Origin of the sequence: Roseibium porphyridii (assembly GCF_026191725.2) — a bacterium.
In the GTDB taxonomy this organism is placed as follows: Bacteria; Pseudomonadota; Alphaproteobacteria; order Rhizobiales; family Stappiaceae; genus Roseibium; species Roseibium porphyridii.
Genome location: NZ_CP120863.1, coordinates 5,196,241 through 5,213,470 on the forward strand (window position 1 = coordinate 5,196,241; position 17,230 = coordinate 5,213,470).

The window sequence follows — 17,230 nt, forward strand, 5'->3', positions numbered from 1 at the left end:
TGTCCGTTATTTCTGTATAAAGAGAAATAACTATCTAAATAAAAAGAACGGCTAACTCTTGGACTTGCCGCCAATCTTCAAGAGTGAAAAGATTTTGTCACCCATCTTCATCAAAGTGGCGAGTTTCGATTTGGGAACACTCAGCATTTGAGCTGACCACCGGTCAGCCGTTGTCAAGAAGTCATGCATTTCCTGCATGCGTTTCAAGGCCACAGGGTCAAGACCTGTTTCTCCACCCGCCTGGTCGACGCAGATTTCAATTGCACGGATAGCTGGGTCGATTTCCCGTTCCTTGCGCCCCCTTGCGATCAGTAGCGCCATTTCCCATACGTCGGTCTCGGCGACAAAATGCTCTCTCCTGTCGCCAGCAACCGGAACCCGTTGAATGAGGCGCCAGCCGACAAGTTCCTTCAGAGAGTTGGACACATTAGATCGGGCAATGCCGAGTTCCTCTGAAATCTGCTCAGCATTCAAAGGTCCTGCGCTGAGATAGAGTAACGCGTGGATCTGCGCTACAGAGCGATTAACGCCCCATTGGCTACCCATGTCTCCCCAATAAAGGATGAACTTTTCCTTCGAGGAGTTTTCAGATATGTCGGCAATTTCTGTCATGACAGAAATATCTGATGAAACCGACTGAATGTCAATCCCCTCAGATTGACAGCAGATTATCAAAGTGGAGGTCCTTCAACCTCGCCCCTTTACAATGGCAAGATATGCACTGGAGATCCCCTACATCTGACTGCCAGGGTTGCAATCTCCTGGACTTCTCTATGCAATCTACGTCACCATCTCCTTCAGCTCACCGTGAGCGGCAAAAAGAGTTCAATTTCCCGAAGAGGTCAGATGTGAGAATTCAGGCGCTTTGGCGATATCCGGTCAAATCCCTTCTGGGCGAACAGCGCCAATCTCTCGCAATTGATGAAAGAGGTGTTGTCGGCGACCGCCAATACGCCATCATCGATGAAACCGGTAAATTCGGCAGCGGCAAAAACACACGAAGGTTCACGCGGATCGACAATCTTCTGTCTTTGCGCGCAGTCACGAAGGGTGACGCACCGACAGTTGAATTCCCGGACGGGCGAGCGATCGACGTCGCGGCAGATGACATCGATCACCGCCTTTCTGAATGCCTTGGACAGCCGGTGAAAATTCGTCGTGAAACAGAGCAATCGCATTTTGACGACAGCCCGGTTCACCTGCTGCTTTCCTCAGACCTTGAGAAACTGCAAAAGTCCCTGCCGGGTTCCAAGATAGACGTGCGCCGATTTCGGGCCAACGTCATTCTGGAAGATATTGGTCATCTGAGCGCAAGTGACCTTGTGGGAAGCGTCCTGACGATCGGCGACACACGACTGCTGATCACTCACAAAACAGAACGGTGCAGAATGGTGACAGCTGAGCAGGAGGATCTGGAATTCGACCCTCGAATATTGAAGTCGATCGCTCGTGATTTTGAGGTCGACTTTGGCGTTTATGCCAGAGTTCTAAAGGCGGGCACAATTGCCGTCGGGCAAGATGTGGAGATCGGTTCTGAAAGGGTATTACGCGCAAACAACCAGGACCTAGGAATTTAGCCGCCTAAGCTTTTCTTGCAACAACGAACTCGAAGCAAGGAAACAGTGTTGCGGGAAGACATTGGCGGATGCTTGGGCCCGATCATTGGCTTGCAATCGAGCACAGCAAAGAACGTGTCCCGCTATACGCACCCGCCTGCGTTTGAAGGCAGGCGGATGTCTGGCATTGCAGAGTGTTTCAGACCGCTATTCTGCCGCCTTTGACGTCAGTTTTTTGAGCGCACCGGTCATGGCGACGACGGACGGATGATCTTCCGGCAGACCGTGCGCACCGGCGAAGGCAACCGGTGAGCGATACAAAATGATGGTTCCATCAGGTGTTTCGATTGCTGACACGCGGATAGGCAAATCAAGGCCGGCTGCCTGCGCGTCGCGAATAACTGGCGTTCCGAGCTTCGGATTACCAAAAATAAGAACCTCGTTGTCGGGTATCTCCATGTCGACACTCTTGCCGCCTTTGGCATGATCAATGCGTGCAAAGACCTTGGCACCGGCGTTCTCGACCGCGGCACTCAACTTGTCGATCGTTTCCGAAACAGAATGTGGGCTTGAAACCCTGACAAGCGTGCTGTCTTCCGCCAGCGCGGTCCCCGCATTGGCGACCATAAGACCAGCGCCAACCATCGCTGCAAGAGTAGTTTTAGACATCATCGACTCCAGATAAATTATTGAACGGTTGCAATGCACCGCAAATTCGCGCGCCAAACCAATCAAAACTTCGTGGTGATGATAAGGCTGGTGTTGCAAGCTTTGGCGAGCATTGTCCAACGCCTCCGGAAACGGCACCTACTTGCCATTGCTGTGCTTGATCAATCTTGCGTCATAGGCCAAACTCCTGCGTTCGCTGCATTCTCACGGGGCACCAAAACGACGCCTCACGTGCCGGGCTCGCACCCTGAAACGCACCGGAACAGACGTGCTTGCATATTACATAAGTCTATGCTTATGTGTTGTCATGATTGAAAATGACATATTCAAAGCTTTGGCAGACCCGACACGGCGCGCAATTTTTGAGAAATTGGCGACTGGAAGCATGAATGCGAGTTCATTGCGCGAAGGCATGAAGATCAGCCAACCTGCAATGTCGCAACACCTCGCGGTCCTTCACCAGGCCAAGCTTGTAAGGCAGGAACGGAACGGGCGGTTCGTCAACTACGAAGTCGACCCGGACGGTCTGGCTCTTATTGCGAACTGGCTGGCGAAATATCGTGCCTATTGGCCAGAACGCGTTGATGCGTTGAGAACCCTTTTGAAGGACATGGATCAATGAGCAACCAGGAACCGGATGCAGATGCTGTCGTAAAAATCCCTGCCGGCAATGAGGCAACCGATCTCATTCTGGAGTACGAACTCGATGCTCCGCCGGAAAAGGTTTGGCGCGCTATTACGATCCGGGAATTCAGAGAGCAGTGGTTGCCCGGCAAAGACCTCGTGGAGGCTGAACCTCTTGCGGAGGTTGGAGGTGAAGAGGTCTCCTACCGAATGAAGGACAGCACCCCGCCATATCTTGAAAGTGTTGTGGCATTTCAGCTGAGGCCGGATGGAAATGGCCGCAGTGTTCTAAAGATCATTCATCGTCTCGCCGACACGCAAATACCGATGGAAACAAAGGCCGCAAACAACAACGAGCCGATCATGATGTGCGCTGCCTGACACCGTACTGACAACCGACATCAACAAGACACAGGAGTTCGCCCATGCGCGAAGCGGCACAACTCGTCCCTATGGTCGTGGAACAATCCAGTCGAGGCGAACGGTCTTTCGACATTTATTCCCGACTGCTTCGGGAGCGGATCATATTTCTCAACGGTGAGGTGAACGACACCGTGTCAGCTCTTGTCTGCGCACAGCTGTTGTTTCTGGAAGCAGAAAGTCCGAAGAAGCCCGTTCAGCTCTATATCAATTCGCCCGGCGGCATGGTCACCAGCGGTTTCGCGATGTACGACACAATGCACCACATCCAAGCGCCAGTTCACACACTCTGCATGGGAACGGCACGTTCCATGGGGTCGTTTCTGCTGATGGCCGGTGAACCAGGCGAACGGGCTATTCTGCCCAATGCCAACATCTTGATCCATCAACCATCAGGTGGCTTCCAGGGTCAGGCCTCCGACATGGCAATCCATGCGGAAGAAATCCTACGCACAAAACAGCACATGACACGTCTCTATGCCGAGCACTGCAACCGCTCATTTGAAGAGTTTGAACGTGCCATGGACCGGGACCACTTCATGACGCCGGAAGAAGCCCTGGACTGGGGCCTGGTCGACCGCATCCTGTCCAAACAGGACCTGGTTGATTGAGCGGTCGCCTGGATCGCCTCAAACTAAAAAAATCGAGAAAGAAAGCCGTCTGAAATTTCAGAATTCTTCCATAGCTCTTAGGAGACTTGGCAACCGTGCACCTTGAAGCATCATATGGTCACGCATCAGCGTATCTGCGGATTTGCCGTCCTTGCCGAAAATCGCGTCCGCGATGGCTTGGTGCTCCTCAACGGACTTCTCCAATCGGCCGACCACTTTATATGGCATCAACCTGTAGACATTGATGCGCGCCTGGATCTGCTCCAGTTGATTGCAAAGCCATTCGTTTCCACTGGCATGATGAATGGCTGAGTGAAACGCCAGGTTCGCTTTCGCGTATTCAGGGATGTCCTCTGCTTCGGCTGCGTCCACGCATTGCTGCAATCCACTTTGGATCGTTTCCCGATGTGATGCGGTCAGGTTTTCGCTTGCCAGTCGGGCAGCCATGCCTTCAAGTTCGGCAGCGACTTCAAAGAGATCGCTGAGCTCCTTGGCCGTCAGAACGCGCACTATTGCCCCTTTACGAGGCCGGGTTTCCAGAAGGCCAGTATCAACCATCGACCTTATGGCCTCGCGGATCGGTGTGCGGCTAACACCGAAACGTTTGGCCAGGTCCGCCTCTTCGAGTTGATCACCCGGCTTCAGCAAACCACTGAAAATCTCATGTTTTAGTTGCTCGATGAGCTTGTCGGATGCGCGCGCCATTTTCCGTCCTTTCTTCGATTCTTCTACAGATTGTCGACCGCCATTTCCATACAAAAAAATCTTATATGAATATTTTTAATTGCTATATGTATACATATAAGATATTTAAGCATCCATAAGGAGGACCCGTCATGAACAATCTTTTGAAATATTCGACGCTGACCCTGATGCTTCTGGGAGGTACAGCCCAGGCTGAGGAACTTCGCTTGTCCCATCAGTGGTCGACGAGCGATGTGCGCCACGAGGTGGCCCAGATCGTTGCGGATGAAGTGGCTGCAGCAGATGTCGATCTGGAGATCAAGATTTTCCCGTCGAAATCGCTCTTCAAGCCTAGGGAGCAGTATCGGCCTCTATCTCGCGGTCAATTGGATATGACTGTTTTCCCGCTGTCCTATGCAGGTGGTCAGCAGCCTTCGTTCAATCTTACGCTCATGCCCGGTCTGGTTAAGAACCACGACCACGCTGCACGTCTGAGCCAGTCTCCGTTTATGGCGGCGCTGGAGGAAAAGATGGCCGAAGATGACGTCATGGTGCTTGTCCATGGCTATCTCGCCGGTGGTTTCGTCGGCAAAGACAAATGCATCACCAATCCCAACGACGTTGGAGGCCTGCAAACGCGTGCAGCTGGCAAATCCTTCGAACAAATGCTCGTGGGCGCAGGCGCATCGATCACGTCAATGGCGTCATCCGAAATTTATTCGGCCATGCAGACAGGTGTCTTGGATGCAGCGAACACATCGTCTTCTTCGTTTGTGTCCTATCGCATCTTTGAACAGGTCTCGTGCTACACCCCTGCTTCCGACATTGCTCTCTGGTTTCTGTATCAGCCGTTGCTGATGAACAAATCGACTTTCGAGGGTCTTACAAGCGAGCAACAAGCCGCTCTGCTTGATGCCGCAAAGAAGGCCGAAGCATTCTACCTGGAACAGGCCAAGCTGCAGGATGCCGCATCGGTCGAGGTTTTCCGGCAAGCAGGTGTCGAGATCGCGGAAATGACAGCGGAAGACTTCGCGGCTTGGCAAGCCCTTGCACAGAACACGTCCTACAAGGCCTTTGTTGATGATGTTCCAGGTGGCCAGGACCTGCTGGACAAGGCTCTGGCCGTAGAGTGAAACCCGGCCATACCGGGGCTTCCTTTCGGGGTCCCGGCTTTCTCTCCCGAGACTGAAAGGACGCGCGACATGGCTAGCCATGCTCCCTCCACTTATGTGCAACCCGCAAGCACAAATCCGTTTGTCCGTATCGTTCAAAAGATATCAACCGTTGCGGGCTGGGCGTCTGCCTTAATGATACTGGGTGCAGTGCTCCTGACCTGCCAAATGATTTTCGTTCGTTTTGTCTTGAATGGCTCAACCGTTTGGCAGACCGAGATCGTCGTTTATCTCGTCATTGCCGCGACCCTGGTTGGACTGCCTTTCGTGCAGTGCCAGCGGGGTCACGTGAACGTTGATCTGATCCCGATGGCGCTCCGTGTGCAGGCGCGCTTCGGCCTGGCGTGTCTCACACTTTGCGGATCTATCATCATCACTGCGGTGATGCTGTTTTATGGCTACGACTATTGGCACTTTGCTCTGTCGCGGGGTTGGACATCGGACACGGTTACAGCCGTTCCCCTATGGATTCCCTATCTTTCGCTCCCTGTCGGATTTGGTCTGTTGCTGTTGCAACTTTCCGCAGATTTTGTCGCGCTGCTGACAAAATCCGAGACGCCATTCGGCCTGGAGGCGTAGCCATGGACCCTCTCATTCTTGGCACATTGGTCGGCGTGTGCACCATCCTTGTTCTGTTCTCGGGCGTGTCAGTCGCCGTTGGATTGATGATTGTTTCGGCAGGTTTTCTGGTCGTCTTCGACGGAATGCGGTCACTTGAGCTGATGCCGGAAATCTTCTTCGCCAAACTCGACAGCTTTGCGCTTTTATCCATCCCGATGTTCATCATCATGGGAGCCTCCATCGCCTCGACCCGCGCCGGCGCGGACCTATACGAAGCTCTGGAAAGATGGCTGACCCGTGTGCCGGGCGGCCTGGTGATATCGAACCTGGGCGCTTGTGCGCTGTTCGCAGCTATGTCCGGCTCAAGCCCCGCCACCTGTGCTGCCATCGGCAAGATGGGGATTCCAGAGATGCGCAAGCGTGGCTATCCTGAAGGAATTGCAACAGGTTCCATCGCAGCAGGCGGAACGCTTGGTATCCTGATCCCGCCTTCGGTTACGATGATCGTCTATGGCATCGCAACAGAAACCTCGATTGGTCGCCTCTTTCTGGCCGGAGTGTTTCCAGGGCTCTTGTTGGTCGGGCTTTTCATGGCCTGGTCGCTTTATGCAACCTGGAGGTCCGGTGACACGTCATTGCTGACTGCTCGAACCTATTCCTGGCGCGCTAAGTTCGAGGTTTTGCCGAGAGTATTGCCGTTCATCGCCATCATTATCGGTGTGCTTTACACGATGTATGGCGGTGTCGCCACTCCATCTGAAACTGCTGCTGTCGGTGCCGTTTTGTGCCTCTTAATTGCAATTGCGATCTACAAATTGTGGGACGTTCGCAAGATCTGGATGATCCTGCAGGACAGCACAAAAGAAAGCGTGATGATCCTGTTCATCATAGCGGCGGCAGGCGTGTTTTCATACATGTTGTCGAGCCTCTTCATCACGCAGAGCATCGCAACCTGGATCGGCACACTGGATGTGAACCCTTGGGTTTTGATGATCGCGATCAACATCTTCCTCATCATTGCCGGCTTTTTTCTGCCACCTGTTGCCGTGATCCTGATGGCGGCACCAATCCTCTTGCCAATCATCACAACGGCTGGATTTGATCCCATCTGGTTTGCTGTGATCCTGACAATCAATATGGAGATCGGACTGATCTCCCCGCCCGTCGGTCTGAACCTTTATGTGATCAACGGTATCGCTCCTGATATCTCGCTCAGGACAATCCTGCGCGGCTCACTGCCTTTCGTCGCCTGCATGGTGATAGCGATTGTGCTGCTTTGCGTCTTCCCCGGCATTGCCACCTGGCTGCCCGAAGCCGTCATGGGCCCTGCTCTGTAAATCCATCATTGAAAGGAAGTAACATGTCCTTTGCCACACAATACCGCCGCGTCGGATTGATCGTTCCCAGTTCAAACGTGACCATGGAAACTGAAATTCCAGCACTGCTGAAAGCTCGCGAAACAATCCTTCCAGACCGCTTCACCTTTCATTCTTCCCGGATGCGCATGAAGAGCGTCGTAAAAGAAGAACTTGAAGCGATGGATTCCGATAGCGAGCGCTGCGCCGTGGAGCTGTCTGATGCCGCGGTCGAAGTGCAGGCTTACGCCTGCCTGGTTGCCATCATGTCGATGGGCCCTGGTTACCATCGACACTCACGCGTAAAGCTGGAAACGGCGGCAGCAGAAAACGGATGCGTCACACCCGTTTTAAACTCAGCCGGCGCGTTGATCGACAGCTTGAAGGAATTGGGAGCAAAAAAGGTCTCCATCATTTGCCCCTACATGAAACCGCTGACCAGGATGGTTGTGGACTACATTGAAAACGAGGGCATTGAGGTGCAAGACTTCCTGGCACTGGAAATTCCCGACAATCTGGATGTCGCCTCACAAGATCCGACAGCCCCTTCCGAGCTGTGGCGCAAGTTGGATGTGCGTGGTGTTGATGCAATCGTTGCCTCTGCCTGTGTGCAGATGCCATCGCTGCCGTCCATTGAAATGATTGAGCGTGCGTCAGGTTTGCCAACGCTGTCAGCGGCCGTGGCGACCACGCGACAGATCTTGCGCAACCTCAATCTGACAGAAGTCGCTCCCGGAGGCGGTGCGCTCTTGTCTAACGGTCTGCCGGCAACCTTGCGCGACGTCGCCTGAAACCGATGAACTGCTCTATAGTGCGCCGGGCATAATCGAGTTTCAGGCGCACAGATGAATAGAAGAATAAAAACAGGCGATGCCGACCAGCCCGAAACCCAGAAGGTTTCGATCTTTCCGATCACGCAAGCCACAACGGCGACCTTTACGGAGCTCTATTTCCGACTGACTTTTCTATTCTTCATCCAACGCGGCAGCAAATTCATAGTGAGTCCGAGACAGGGTGAGATGCTGGGCGAGGAAGGCGACCTGATGATCTTCCCGCCAGGTTCCATCGTCACCATGGAAAACCGTCCGGTGATGGATGATGACTATCGCGCCTTAGGGGTATGTTTCACGCATGATCTGGTCGATGCCGTATTTTCGGATCTGCCGAGGCCAAAGGCTGCTTCGGATGTGCAGATCGTGCATGCTGCAGACCATTGCCCATCTGAAATCCTGACATTGATCCAGGAAACGCTGGCAAATGAGCATCTGCCGGAACCCATACGGCAGCATCGGCTGATTGAACCGTTGATATGGCTACGCAGCAAAGGATTTCTGTTGCCGACGCAAGTTCAGGATGAGCCGATCAGTCAGGTGCGCAGCTTGATCGAAGCCGATTTGAGCCATCCCTGGATGGCAAAGGAAGTTGCGCAGCACTTTGCCATGAGCGAAGCAACAATGCGCCGATGGCTGGCTTCGACAGGCCAGGGGTTTGCAAAGATCCTCCTGAACACGCGCCTGGAACACGGATTGAGTCTGCTGCAAACGACGGATGCACAAGTGTCCGAGATCGCACTGGAATGCGGGTTCAAAACACCGTCTCATTTTTCAGACGCTTTTCGCAAAAGATTCGGAATAAAGCCAAAAGACATTCGATTGTCGCCAGATTGATCGAAATTCGACATTTCCTGATTGCCAACCGGAAGCGGCTGTTTGTTGTGGAGACTAAGTTTGGCCTCATCAACTTCGCAACTTTCCGGAAAGGAAATCGACATGATCCGAAATATGGTTCTTTCTGCCCTTTTGGCCGCGACGATGGTCAGCCCGGCACTGGCAAACGAGTTCACCTTGTCCAGCCCCGACATCGCCGAAGGCCAACAGCTCAGCAATGCCTATGTCTTCCAAGGCTTTGGCTGTGAAGGCAGCAACACCGCGCCGACGCTCACCTGGTCGGGTGTCCCGGAAGGCACCAAAAGCTTTGCTGTGACCGTTTATGATCCGGATGCTCCGACCGGTTCTGGTTGGTGGCACTGGTTCGCGTTCAACATCCCAGTCGGTGTCACGGAGTTGCCGGGAGGTGAAGCATTGCCGTCAGGCAGCATCGAACTTTCCAACGACTATGGTGCGACCGGTTTTGGCGGCGCATGCCCGCCTCCTGGAGAGGTGCATCGTTACCAATTCACTGTTCATGCACTGGGCACGAAACTGGACCTGGACAATTCCGTCAGCAACGCACTGGCAGGCTTCATGGTCAATGCCAACAGCCTCGCCTCTTCAACCATCACCGCGGTTTACAATCGTTGAGTAATCAGCGCTTCGGCTTCAGGCCGAAGCGCTTGCATCCGAGCAATGGGCGTCCTTCTGAGAACCGGAGTTCACTTTGGAAATCAGTGGTTCCGGTCAGTCCAGCATTGCACGGTTTTGACCTGGTTCGCCAAGGTCCGTTTCAGTACGCCCATACATGGAAGCAAGACGGTCAGCCGCTTTTGCCAGTGGTTCATCTTGTGTGTCAGCAGCGGCAAGACCCTGGCGCAATACCTGAAGACGTTCCAGAACTGCGGCACGGCGTTCGTCCAGATCGGCCTTGAGCCGGTCGATATGCTCAAGCTTTTCCAACAGTTTGTCGATGCCACCTTCACACGGACCGGCTCCCTCATCCGACAGACAGGCGCGCATAGCGCGGATTTCGCGGGTGGAAAACCCGATTGCCACAAAGTCCCGGATACGCGCTGCACGGCGCAGGTCAGCCTCACTATAGTGTCGGTAGCCGTTCTCCGTGCGCGCCACCTCCATCAAGCCTTCATTCTCATAGTGGCGCAACATGCGTTGTGTAATGCCGAGGCTTTCCGCTGCTTCTTTGGCCTGCATCTCAATCCCCTTTCGAACGATCCCGACACATGTGTCAATCTCAGGTCCGTGCTTCAAGTGGTCCGTGCTTCAGGTGGTCCGGGCGAATGAGACCCGTCCACCCGGATCACGAACACTCTCAGCCTCGCAAACTCCAACCACCATCTATGGTCACCGTCTGGCCTGTCAGCCATTGGTTTTCCGAACTGCCCAATCGCAATATCCAAGGCACAATGTCGGCAACCACGCCTCTGCGGCCGAGCGGAACCTGATCAGCTTCCTGTTTTTCGATTTGTTGAGCCATCTCTTCCGGCAATCCCATCATACCGGTCAAGGCTCCGCTTTTGACCGGCCCTGGCGCAACGGCGTTCACCCGAATACCGTCTCCCGCCAGTTCAATGGCCCAAGAAGCCGTCAAATGCTCCAGCGCCGCCTTGGTTGCTGCATAGTGCGCCAGCATCGGCGCAGCGTTGCGAGAGACCGCTGTCCCGATGTTCACCACAGCTCCCTTGCTTTCGGCCAGAGCCGCAAATGCCGCCTTTATCAACAATGACGGCGCCACGAGATTTACCGCGGACATGTTCGCAATGACGTCGGCATCATAGGCTTCGATAGGCAGAGGTTGACCGGCACCTGAATTGTTGACGATCAGATCAAGGCGACCCCACCGATCGGTAGCAGCCGCAACGATGCGTGCGCCACTCTCGATGTCTGCACTGTCGGCCCGCAAGGTTTCAATTGCATCGCTGATACTTGCCACCTCGGCAAGCCTGTTTTCGTTGCGGCCCGTTATCAGCACCTTCGCCCCTTGTTCCGCCAACGATAGTGCGGTTGCTCTGCCTATGCCGGAGCTGCCGCCAGTTATTATTGCGACCCTATCCCGCCAGATGTCGTTCGGTTTCATTTCTCTTTTGTCCTGTCTGCAATGCGTTGTTGCCTTGATGAGCAGACAGGCCTAGCGGCTTGACACTAGTGTCAGGGTCAAGCTCTTTTTTTGATTGCTTGCATTTGTCTTTCACAAACCGACCAACAGCGTGACGCGCTGCAAAGGGTGGATCTGGAGAACCACCAAACCAAAAGCCGTGTTGAGCTTACGGTTGTGAATAGGGCAGACATGTGATTAGCCTTGTTTCAACAGGAGACAATACGTGGCAATTCCAGTCCTCAGCGTGGTGTTTGTGAAACGCGTGGTTCGATAAGGCTTTCCTTGTCCGCCCTTCCGCGCCCCCGGCTAAGTTCGGGGTTTTTTTATGTCTCCGGCGCTCTGACCCAATATGAACAAGATCAAGACTCCACCTCATTTGCTCACGCTGATCCTGTTGACAGGTTTCTCGCCGCTGTCGCTCAACATGTTCATGCCGTCGCTGACCGGCATTGCTGTGGATCTGGAAACGGATTTCGCCACAGTCAGTTGGTCCATTTCCGGGTATCTGGCGATCACTGCTGTTGTTCAACTCATTGTCGGGCCCTTGTCCGACCGGATTGGACGGCGGCCCGTGTTGCTGGTCACCGTTTTGGTCTTTGCAGTTTCCTCCGTCGGCTGTGTCTTGTCGCAAGACATCGGCACCTTCCTGTTTTTTCGAATGCTGCAAGGCGGCGTGACTGCCGGTTACACGCTTTCCATGGCCATCGTCCGAGACACCCGCTCTGAAGGCCAAGCGGTCAGCCTGATTGGATACATTGGCATGTCAATGGCCCTGGCGCCCATGCTCGGGCCAGTGGTCGGGGGTGTGCTCGATACAGCATTCGGGTGGCGCGCGACGTTTGTTTTCTATGCAGCGTCCGGGTTCATTCTTTTTGTGATCTGCTGGTTCGATCTGGGCGAAACGAGACGGATCAATCGGAACCAACCAGATGCTGCGCCGGCCAAAACAAGTGCTCTCATGCGGGAACCGTTGTTTTGGGCCTACTCACTTTGCAGCGCATTCACCGTCGGCGCGTTCTACATCTTTTTGACCGGGGTGCCTCTTGTCGCTATGGCCGCGTTCAGTGTTTCGACGGCTGAACTCGGCATCTATATCGGGACAATAACGCTAGGTTTCATGTTTGGCGGTTTTATCGCGGGCCGCTACGGCGCAAGCTTTCAACTCACCACAATGATGATTGCAGGTCGATTGGTAGCCTGCGCCGGGCTTACAGTCGGCCTTGTGCTTTTCAGTGCAGGTCACACTTCGCCCTTGTTGTTTTTTGCCAGTACGATTTTTGTTGGCATCGGCAATGGCATCACGATGCCGGGAAGCAATACCGGTGCGATGTCGATACGCAAAGAACTTGCGGGCAGCGCAGCCGGCATAAGTGGTGCTATGGTCGTGGCAGCCGGTGCCATACTGACCGCTGCGACCGGCTTTCTGATGCCGGAGACCGACAGCGCACGGGCGCTTCTGGTGCTGATGCTGGCTGCCGTTCTGGCTGGCCTGTTCCTTGCCATTTGCGCAGCAAGATTGAAATCACCGGCATAGTTCCAGATCGCATCCGGCAGCTTTGCTGGAAATGCTGGAGATTAATCAGGCAAGGACGATTTGCTGCCCGACTTACCCTTTGATCGCGGAGACCTAAGATGCAACGTCATTCGTCCAGCTCTCGGCAGTCTTCCGGCCTTTCGGGCTTAGCCCGTAAACGCCTCGCTCCACTCTTTCAAACCACCCGTAGTGATCGTCTGCCATCATTCTGGTTGCCTGTTCAACGCCGGTTGATTTCGCAACTTCAGCACCTCGGCTCGGCCCGTTGGCAGCAAGATATGTGGCGCAACGCATCGCATCCTGTCGATAGGCGGTCACCAATGTGGTTCGCGTTGAGCCGCCCTTGTTCGGATCACCGACACGGCGCGAGAACTCCCTGAGCAAGCGCGCCTTGCGCGGCTTGGATTTGCGCGGTGCATAGGGCCCGGGATCGAGATGCACTTCCACAAGGCCATCGGACACCCGCACAGTGATGAGCCCCACACCCAAACGGCGGGCAAGTTTGACATTGCTCTTGAGGGCAGCCTGAAACCGGCGGCCCTTACCTCGCGCGACTGCAACATAGACAGCATCTGTGATCGATTGACGATCGATCGCCTGATGGAAAAGGCTCAACGTGAAGCCCGTCTTGAGTTCGACGATGACCGGCTCATCCTCGCCGCGGCAAGCGACGATATCTGCAGATCCCACTTCCCCTTTGACCTCGTAGCCCTGATTGCTCAGGAAGTCCTTTACGGGGCCATAAAGGTCCGTTTCCAAAATACGACTCATTCCGACAGCCTAATAAGAGGGAAGAGCCCGGGCAATCGATGACGTTGGTCGCAAGGACATTCCGCGCTTCTTACAGACCTGCTTCGTTCTCTGTCACTTGAGTGATTTTTCAAACTGCTTGATGGAGACATCAGGTGGCAGGTGGGTTGGCAGTGGTATGACCGTGCCGTTCTTCAAAACATAAAGCGGTCCGATTCCCGGCGCGAGATCATTGTTGTTTCCAGTTTCAAGAAACCTTGCAGGCACGACATAGACAACCCATCCATACGGTCGTTCGATGGTCAGCTCCCGCCGAACGCGCAAGTCGATTGGCTGATCTTTCAAGTAGCTGGTTTCCACCCGCTCTTCGGCTTCAGTCGAAGTCAAAAGACCTTTGGCAAGCCCATAGGATCCGAGAAGGAGCAGCAGGACGCAGCTGGCAAGCGCTTTCACGAAGGTGGGCATGGCAAGTCTCGCTTAAATTTCACCTTATCAAGCAAGGCTGAAGAGTGGATCGCTCTCAGACGCGTCAACGAAACCTCTCATTCCGCCTTCACAGCAAGTCCGAAATTGATGATGCTTGAGACCTGCCAATAGTCAGGCTGAAAATTGTAGATGGTGGAGATCCGGCACCAGCTGCCGCCGCAAGGGGTCGCCATCTCTATCGCCTCAAAAGGGCTCAAAGGATAAAGGCCGGCAAAGCGCGGCTCCGTAATGATCCCGAAGAGTGATTGCGGCAACCCGGTATACATGAACCGGATCGCACCCTCCCTGGCGGCCTCATCCGCGTCGCTGTCCTGGTTCGCTGAAGGGGAGCCTATTGAAACACCGCAAGAGCTCAAGCGTCCGTCTTCGCCATATTTGACCCGCCAAATCGGATGACCAGCGGCTTCATCCTTTTCAGCATCTCCAGTGACCGTGATCGCGTACCAGTCCTTGTTCCAGTTGTCCCCTCCAAACCCGAGTTCGTGAATGTCGGCGCGCGCGAGAACAAAGCCTTTTGGGGCAACTTCTGCAAGGCTCGCCTCACCCGTATGAAGCGCGTTGCACAAAAGTTGGGTCACTCGGAAAACGGTCCAGAGCCCGCCAACATCCTTTGCCGGTTCAATTATGGACAGGCGTCCGAGAAAGGCTGCATAGTCGCCGCGCCCAGCCGTACCGGGCTCAGGGCGATCATTTTTGTCTGTTAGCCCGGCATCGCCAAAGCCGGGGCGCACGATCGGGGCTCCCTGATTGTCTGCACCGAAGGAAAAGCCACTTTGTGCAGCAACGCTATCAGGCAAAACCAACAGAGCTATAACCAAGCCAAATGCACAAAACCGAATTGGCAGTGCACACTGGCCGAGCCTTCTTAGTTCGGCGAAATTAGGTCTCTTGATCTGCATCTTCCGGCCCTTTTTTGTATAAAAGAGCATACGCTGAAGTCTATTCTGGCGAAAAGCGCTTTGCAGAGATATTCACCCGCCCCCAGTCGAATTGTTCAATCCACAATCCGGTCAGTTCGTCTTTCACCCTCCAGGCCTGTGCGGTCATTTCCATGGCTGTTGGATGAATTGTCTGTTCGGCGCTGGAGGTAAACCGTATCCTCACTGTCTTACAGTCCTGCACCGCCAGAGCCAGCGCGCGGATACGAGGATCATCCGCAAGTGTTTCAGGCACAAGAGTGAATCGCGCCGTCATTGCCGCGATGTGTTCGCGCGTCCGATCAGGGAAGCTCTCGATCAGTTTGGCGCGTGCCTGCTTGGCTGCCTGCCTCAACCCCAAAGCATCGATCATCGGGTTTTCCGCAGCGAGAATAAGCCCCAATGCCTTGGCCTCGTCTTCCGCCAGTCCGGTCAAGCGGGTGCGATAGTTGAAACCAAGCTCGATGCCGCCCTGATTGCCCTGGAAGACGATAATGGGCAGCCCGGCTTCCGTCATGGCATCGACATCCCTGAGGATGGTTCGCGGTGCGACTTCCAATTCCTCGGCAAGCTGCACGGAGGTTTGCCTGCCCCGATTTTGGAGCAGCAACAGGATCTGGAGGAGACGGGCAGCGCGCATGCAGTCTTTCAAACATGACAGAAGATGTCATATTAGAAATGCTAGGGCTCAGGCGTCAAGTTGAGGATACGCCGTGAAAACCTATGAAACTCAGATCGAAATTTCTGCATCGCCAGACGCTGTCTGGCACATATTGACCAAGGAACTACCCAGAGCTCCAGAGACTTTCGGCCTTCTGCATTTTGAAGGTGACATGGCACCTGGTGCAAAAATAAAAATCAGATCCGAAGTGGCACCGGAGAGGACATTCGCACTGAGGGTTCAAACCTTTGAACCGCCAGGCCGCATGGTTTGGACAGGTGGCATGCCGTTTGGACTTTTCACCGGCACACGCTCATTCAGCCTGACCCCGGCTACAAGTGGATGCACCTTTTCAATGAAAGAGGTTTTCACTGGGCCGATGTCCGGCATGATCACCAAATCAATGCCGGACCTGACACCCAGTTTCATCAAGTTCGCCGAGGCTTTGAAAATAAAGGCAGAAACGCAATGACCGATGTAACCTATGGATCCGGTACGCAGGACGATCCCTGGATCCTCAAGACGCCACCACATTCCTCGGAGTTTGAAGTCTGGAAAGACGAGACACTGGATCCTCCCGCACTCGTCGTACAGGTTGGCAAGACACGTCTCTCCTATCAATTGCGTGCCCTGGAAGATGCCCATGCCATGCTGAAGGCCCATGGTGACTGGATGCCGCTCGGCAATGCCGACGAAGGCAAACCAACCAAGGAGGGAACGTTGGAGCATTGGGCCAGGTCGGACAACAATCCGGTCGGTGGCTATTACGGCCTGCGTAAGGGTTACCGAGGTCGCTTCGCAAACTATGTGAGCCCGACAATGGAACTTCTGGGCCTGGTTGAACTGGAACACAACGCTCGCAACAATCGCGTTCGGGCCATTTGAAGACTGCCGGGACGAAAGAGGCGCTTTCCATACCAACCGCGCAGGGTGCATTGGGTTCGTGGTTTGTCGCCGAATGCGCCGGCTCGTATGCGAACTGCTTCACCCCTGATTTTGCCTGGAAGTTGCTTCCTCCCAAGCCTTCATCAGGACAGCCCGCCTGCCGGGATACTTCTCCGCGAGGACCTTGAGCTCTTCGATCCGGTCCGTTTTGAAGTGCCTGAAGTCTTCTCTCTTCTCATACCAGCCCACGAGGTACCTCGTCCTGCCTAAGAAGGCGAACAGCAAGGGCCAAACCATACGGTCCTTGGCACTTCCGTCCCAATCTGTGTAGCTCAGTTGCAGGCGATACCGCGCCCTGTTGGCGTGCCACAGCAATGCACTGTCGAAACGTTCGGCAACCTGAGAGGACTGGCAGAAAGGGCGAAAGCAGTCGCAACGAACTGAACGCCGTCTCAATGGGCATATGGAGAATTCTCCATTCATGTGCCGGTCGATAAGACGCAAAAAACCGGAGGCTTTTGCCCCCGGTTTCGATCCTTTCCTGCCGGTTTGACCAGCAGGCACTCAGGTCAGTTTT

23 protein-coding genes are annotated in these 17,230 nt (G+C 54.4%); 13 read left to right on the forward strand and 10 right to left on the reverse strand.

The window, feature by feature from the left end; translation table 11 throughout:
- Positions 1 to 51: 51 nt before the first annotated feature.
- Positions 52 to 612 carry a GbsR/MarR family transcriptional regulator gene (locus K1718_RS23895; RefSeq protein ID WP_265680593.1) on the reverse strand — a complete coding sequence of 187 codons (561 nt, stop codon included), beginning with the start codon at positions 610 to 612 and terminating at the stop codon, positions 52 to 54.
- A gap of 236 nt (positions 613 to 848) precedes the next feature.
- Here K1718_RS23895 and K1718_RS23900 point away from each other — a divergent pair, with 236 nt between their 5' ends.
- Positions 849 to 1,577 (forward strand): MOSC domain-containing protein, encoded by a 729-nt coding sequence (locus K1718_RS23900; protein ID WP_265680592.1) that lies wholly within the window; start codon positions 849 to 851, stop codon positions 1,575 to 1,577.
- A 186-nt stretch (positions 1,578 to 1,763) separates the two neighbouring features.
- Here the strand turns inward: K1718_RS23900 and K1718_RS23905 are convergent, their stop codons facing one another.
- Positions 1,764 to 2,228, reverse strand: coding sequence for a DUF302 domain-containing protein (locus K1718_RS23905; RefSeq protein ID WP_285806040.1), 465 nt, complete (start codon positions 2,226 to 2,228; stop codon positions 1,764 to 1,766).
- Positions 2,229 to 2,532: 304 nt separating this feature from the next.
- Here K1718_RS23905 and K1718_RS23910 point away from each other — a divergent pair, with 304 nt between their 5' ends.
- Genes K1718_RS23910 through K1718_RS23920 form a run of 3 tightly spaced genes read left to right on the forward strand, consistent with a single transcriptional unit; the run spans position 2,533 to position 3,880 of the window.
- A complete protein-coding gene (locus K1718_RS23910) occupies positions 2,533 to 2,847 on the forward strand; it encodes an ArsR/SmtB family transcription factor (protein WP_265680590.1) in 315 nt (104 codons plus the stop codon).
- Positions 2,844 to 3,230: an SRPBCC family protein gene (locus K1718_RS23915; protein ID WP_265680589.1), complete on the forward strand. Its 387-nt coding sequence runs from the start codon at positions 2,844 to 2,846 to the stop codon at positions 3,228 to 3,230. The genes K1718_RS23910 and K1718_RS23915 overlap by 4 nt, the downstream gene beginning before the upstream one ends.
- Before the next feature lie 44 nt (positions 3,231 to 3,274).
- Positions 3,275 to 3,880 (forward strand): ATP-dependent Clp protease proteolytic subunit, encoded by a 606-nt coding sequence (locus tag K1718_RS23920; protein ID WP_152503467.1) that lies wholly within the window; start codon positions 3,275 to 3,277, stop codon positions 3,878 to 3,880.
- A 57-nt stretch (positions 3,881 to 3,937) separates the two neighbouring features.
- Here the strand turns inward: K1718_RS23920 and K1718_RS23925 are convergent, their stop codons facing one another.
- Complete coding sequence (locus K1718_RS23925; RefSeq protein ID WP_265680588.1) at positions 3,938 to 4,585, reverse strand: GntR family transcriptional regulator; 648 nt, start codon at positions 4,583 to 4,585, stop codon at positions 3,938 to 3,940.
- A 131-nt stretch (positions 4,586 to 4,716) separates the two neighbouring features.
- Between K1718_RS23925 and dctP the strand changes: the two genes are divergently transcribed.
- The 6 genes from dctP to K1718_RS23955 all read left to right on the forward strand — a co-directional run bounded on the left by dctP (position 4,717) and on the right by K1718_RS23955 (position 9,952).
- Entirely contained in the window at positions 4,717 to 5,697 is a 981-nt protein-coding gene (gene dctP / locus K1718_RS23930; RefSeq protein ID WP_418068089.1) for a TRAP transporter substrate-binding protein DctP, read from the forward strand.
- 69 nt (positions 5,698 to 5,766) lie between these two features.
- Entirely contained in the window at positions 5,767 to 6,315 is a 549-nt protein-coding gene (locus K1718_RS23935) for a TRAP transporter small permease (RefSeq protein WP_265680587.1), read from the forward strand.
- Between the two features lie 2 nt (positions 6,316 to 6,317).
- The gene (locus K1718_RS23940) at positions 6,318 to 7,634 is read left to right on the forward strand and encodes a TRAP transporter large permease (protein WP_265680586.1); all 1,317 of its coding nucleotides are present in this window, start codon (positions 6,318 to 6,320) and stop codon (positions 7,632 to 7,634) included.
- A 23-nt stretch (positions 7,635 to 7,657) separates the two neighbouring features.
- Positions 7,658 to 8,443, forward strand: coding sequence for a maleate cis-trans isomerase family protein (locus K1718_RS23945; RefSeq protein ID WP_274706372.1), 786 nt, complete (start codon positions 7,658 to 7,660; stop codon positions 8,441 to 8,443).
- A gap of 54 nt (positions 8,444 to 8,497) precedes the next feature.
- Positions 8,498 to 9,319 carry an AraC family transcriptional regulator gene (locus K1718_RS23950; RefSeq protein WP_265680585.1) on the forward strand — a complete coding sequence of 274 codons (822 nt, stop codon included), beginning with the start codon at positions 8,498 to 8,500 and terminating at the stop codon, positions 9,317 to 9,319.
- A gap of 102 nt (positions 9,320 to 9,421) precedes the next feature.
- Positions 9,422 to 9,952, forward strand: a complete 531-nt coding sequence (locus K1718_RS23955) for a YbhB/YbcL family Raf kinase inhibitor-like protein (RefSeq protein ID WP_274706371.1) — start codon at positions 9,422 to 9,424, stop codon at positions 9,950 to 9,952.
- 96 nt (positions 9,953 to 10,048) lie between these two features.
- On the opposite strand, the gene K1718_RS23960 is transcribed toward K1718_RS23955, so the two are convergent.
- Both K1718_RS23960 and K1718_RS23965 read right to left on the reverse strand, forming a co-directional pair.
- The gene (locus K1718_RS23960; protein WP_152503474.1) at positions 10,049 to 10,516 is read right to left on the reverse strand and encodes a MerR family transcriptional regulator; all 468 of its coding nucleotides are present in this window, start codon (positions 10,514 to 10,516) and stop codon (positions 10,049 to 10,051) included.
- Positions 10,517 to 10,634: 118 nt separating this feature from the next.
- The gene (locus K1718_RS23965; protein WP_152503475.1) at positions 10,635 to 11,399 is read right to left on the reverse strand and encodes an SDR family NAD(P)-dependent oxidoreductase; all 765 of its coding nucleotides are present in this window, start codon (positions 11,397 to 11,399) and stop codon (positions 10,635 to 10,637) included.
- Between the two features lie 370 nt (positions 11,400 to 11,769).
- Between K1718_RS23965 and K1718_RS23970 the strand changes: the two genes are divergently transcribed.
- Positions 11,770 to 12,954: a multidrug effflux MFS transporter gene (locus K1718_RS23970; protein ID WP_265680584.1), complete on the forward strand. Its 1,185-nt coding sequence runs from the start codon at positions 11,770 to 11,772 to the stop codon at positions 12,952 to 12,954.
- Positions 12,955 to 13,047: 93 nt separating this feature from the next.
- Here the strand turns inward: K1718_RS23970 and K1718_RS23975 are convergent, their stop codons facing one another.
- The 4 genes from K1718_RS23975 to K1718_RS23990 all read right to left on the reverse strand — a co-directional run bounded on the left by K1718_RS23975 (position 13,048) and on the right by K1718_RS23990 (position 15,747).
- Positions 13,048 to 13,725 (reverse strand): DUF2161 domain-containing phosphodiesterase, encoded by a 678-nt coding sequence (locus tag K1718_RS23975; protein WP_265680583.1) that lies wholly within the window; start codon positions 13,723 to 13,725, stop codon positions 13,048 to 13,050.
- Positions 13,726 to 13,818: 93 nt separating this feature from the next.
- The gene (locus K1718_RS23980; RefSeq protein ID WP_265680582.1) at positions 13,819 to 14,169 is read right to left on the reverse strand and encodes a hypothetical protein; all 351 of its coding nucleotides are present in this window, start codon (positions 14,167 to 14,169) and stop codon (positions 13,819 to 13,821) included.
- A 77-nt stretch (positions 14,170 to 14,246) separates the two neighbouring features.
- The gene (locus K1718_RS23985) at positions 14,247 to 14,921 is read right to left on the reverse strand and encodes a hypothetical protein (RefSeq protein ID WP_265680581.1); all 675 of its coding nucleotides are present in this window, start codon (positions 14,919 to 14,921) and stop codon (positions 14,247 to 14,249) included.
- A 208-nt stretch (positions 14,922 to 15,129) separates the two neighbouring features.
- Positions 15,130 to 15,747, reverse strand: a complete 618-nt coding sequence (locus K1718_RS23990; RefSeq protein WP_265680580.1) for a helix-turn-helix transcriptional regulator — start codon at positions 15,745 to 15,747, stop codon at positions 15,130 to 15,132.
- Positions 15,748 to 15,820: 73 nt separating this feature from the next.
- Between K1718_RS23990 and K1718_RS23995 the strand changes: the two genes are divergently transcribed.
- On the forward strand, positions 15,821 to 16,240 hold the full coding sequence (locus tag K1718_RS23995; RefSeq protein ID WP_265680579.1) for an SRPBCC domain-containing protein: 420 nt from the start codon (positions 15,821 to 15,823) through the stop codon (positions 16,238 to 16,240).
- Positions 16,237 to 16,653, forward strand: coding sequence for a DUF6855 family protein (locus tag K1718_RS24000; RefSeq protein ID WP_265680578.1), 417 nt, complete (start codon positions 16,237 to 16,239; stop codon positions 16,651 to 16,653). Before K1718_RS23995 ends, K1718_RS24000 begins: the two co-directional genes overlap by 4 nt.
- 99 nt (positions 16,654 to 16,752) lie before the next feature.
- Here K1718_RS24000 and K1718_RS27580 read toward each other — a convergent pair whose 3' ends face one another.
- Positions 16,753 to 17,136 carry a helix-turn-helix transcriptional regulator gene (locus K1718_RS27580; protein WP_418068144.1) on the reverse strand — a complete coding sequence of 128 codons (384 nt, stop codon included), beginning with the start codon at positions 17,134 to 17,136 and terminating at the stop codon, positions 16,753 to 16,755.
- Between the last annotated feature and the right edge of the window lie 94 nt (positions 17,137 to 17,230).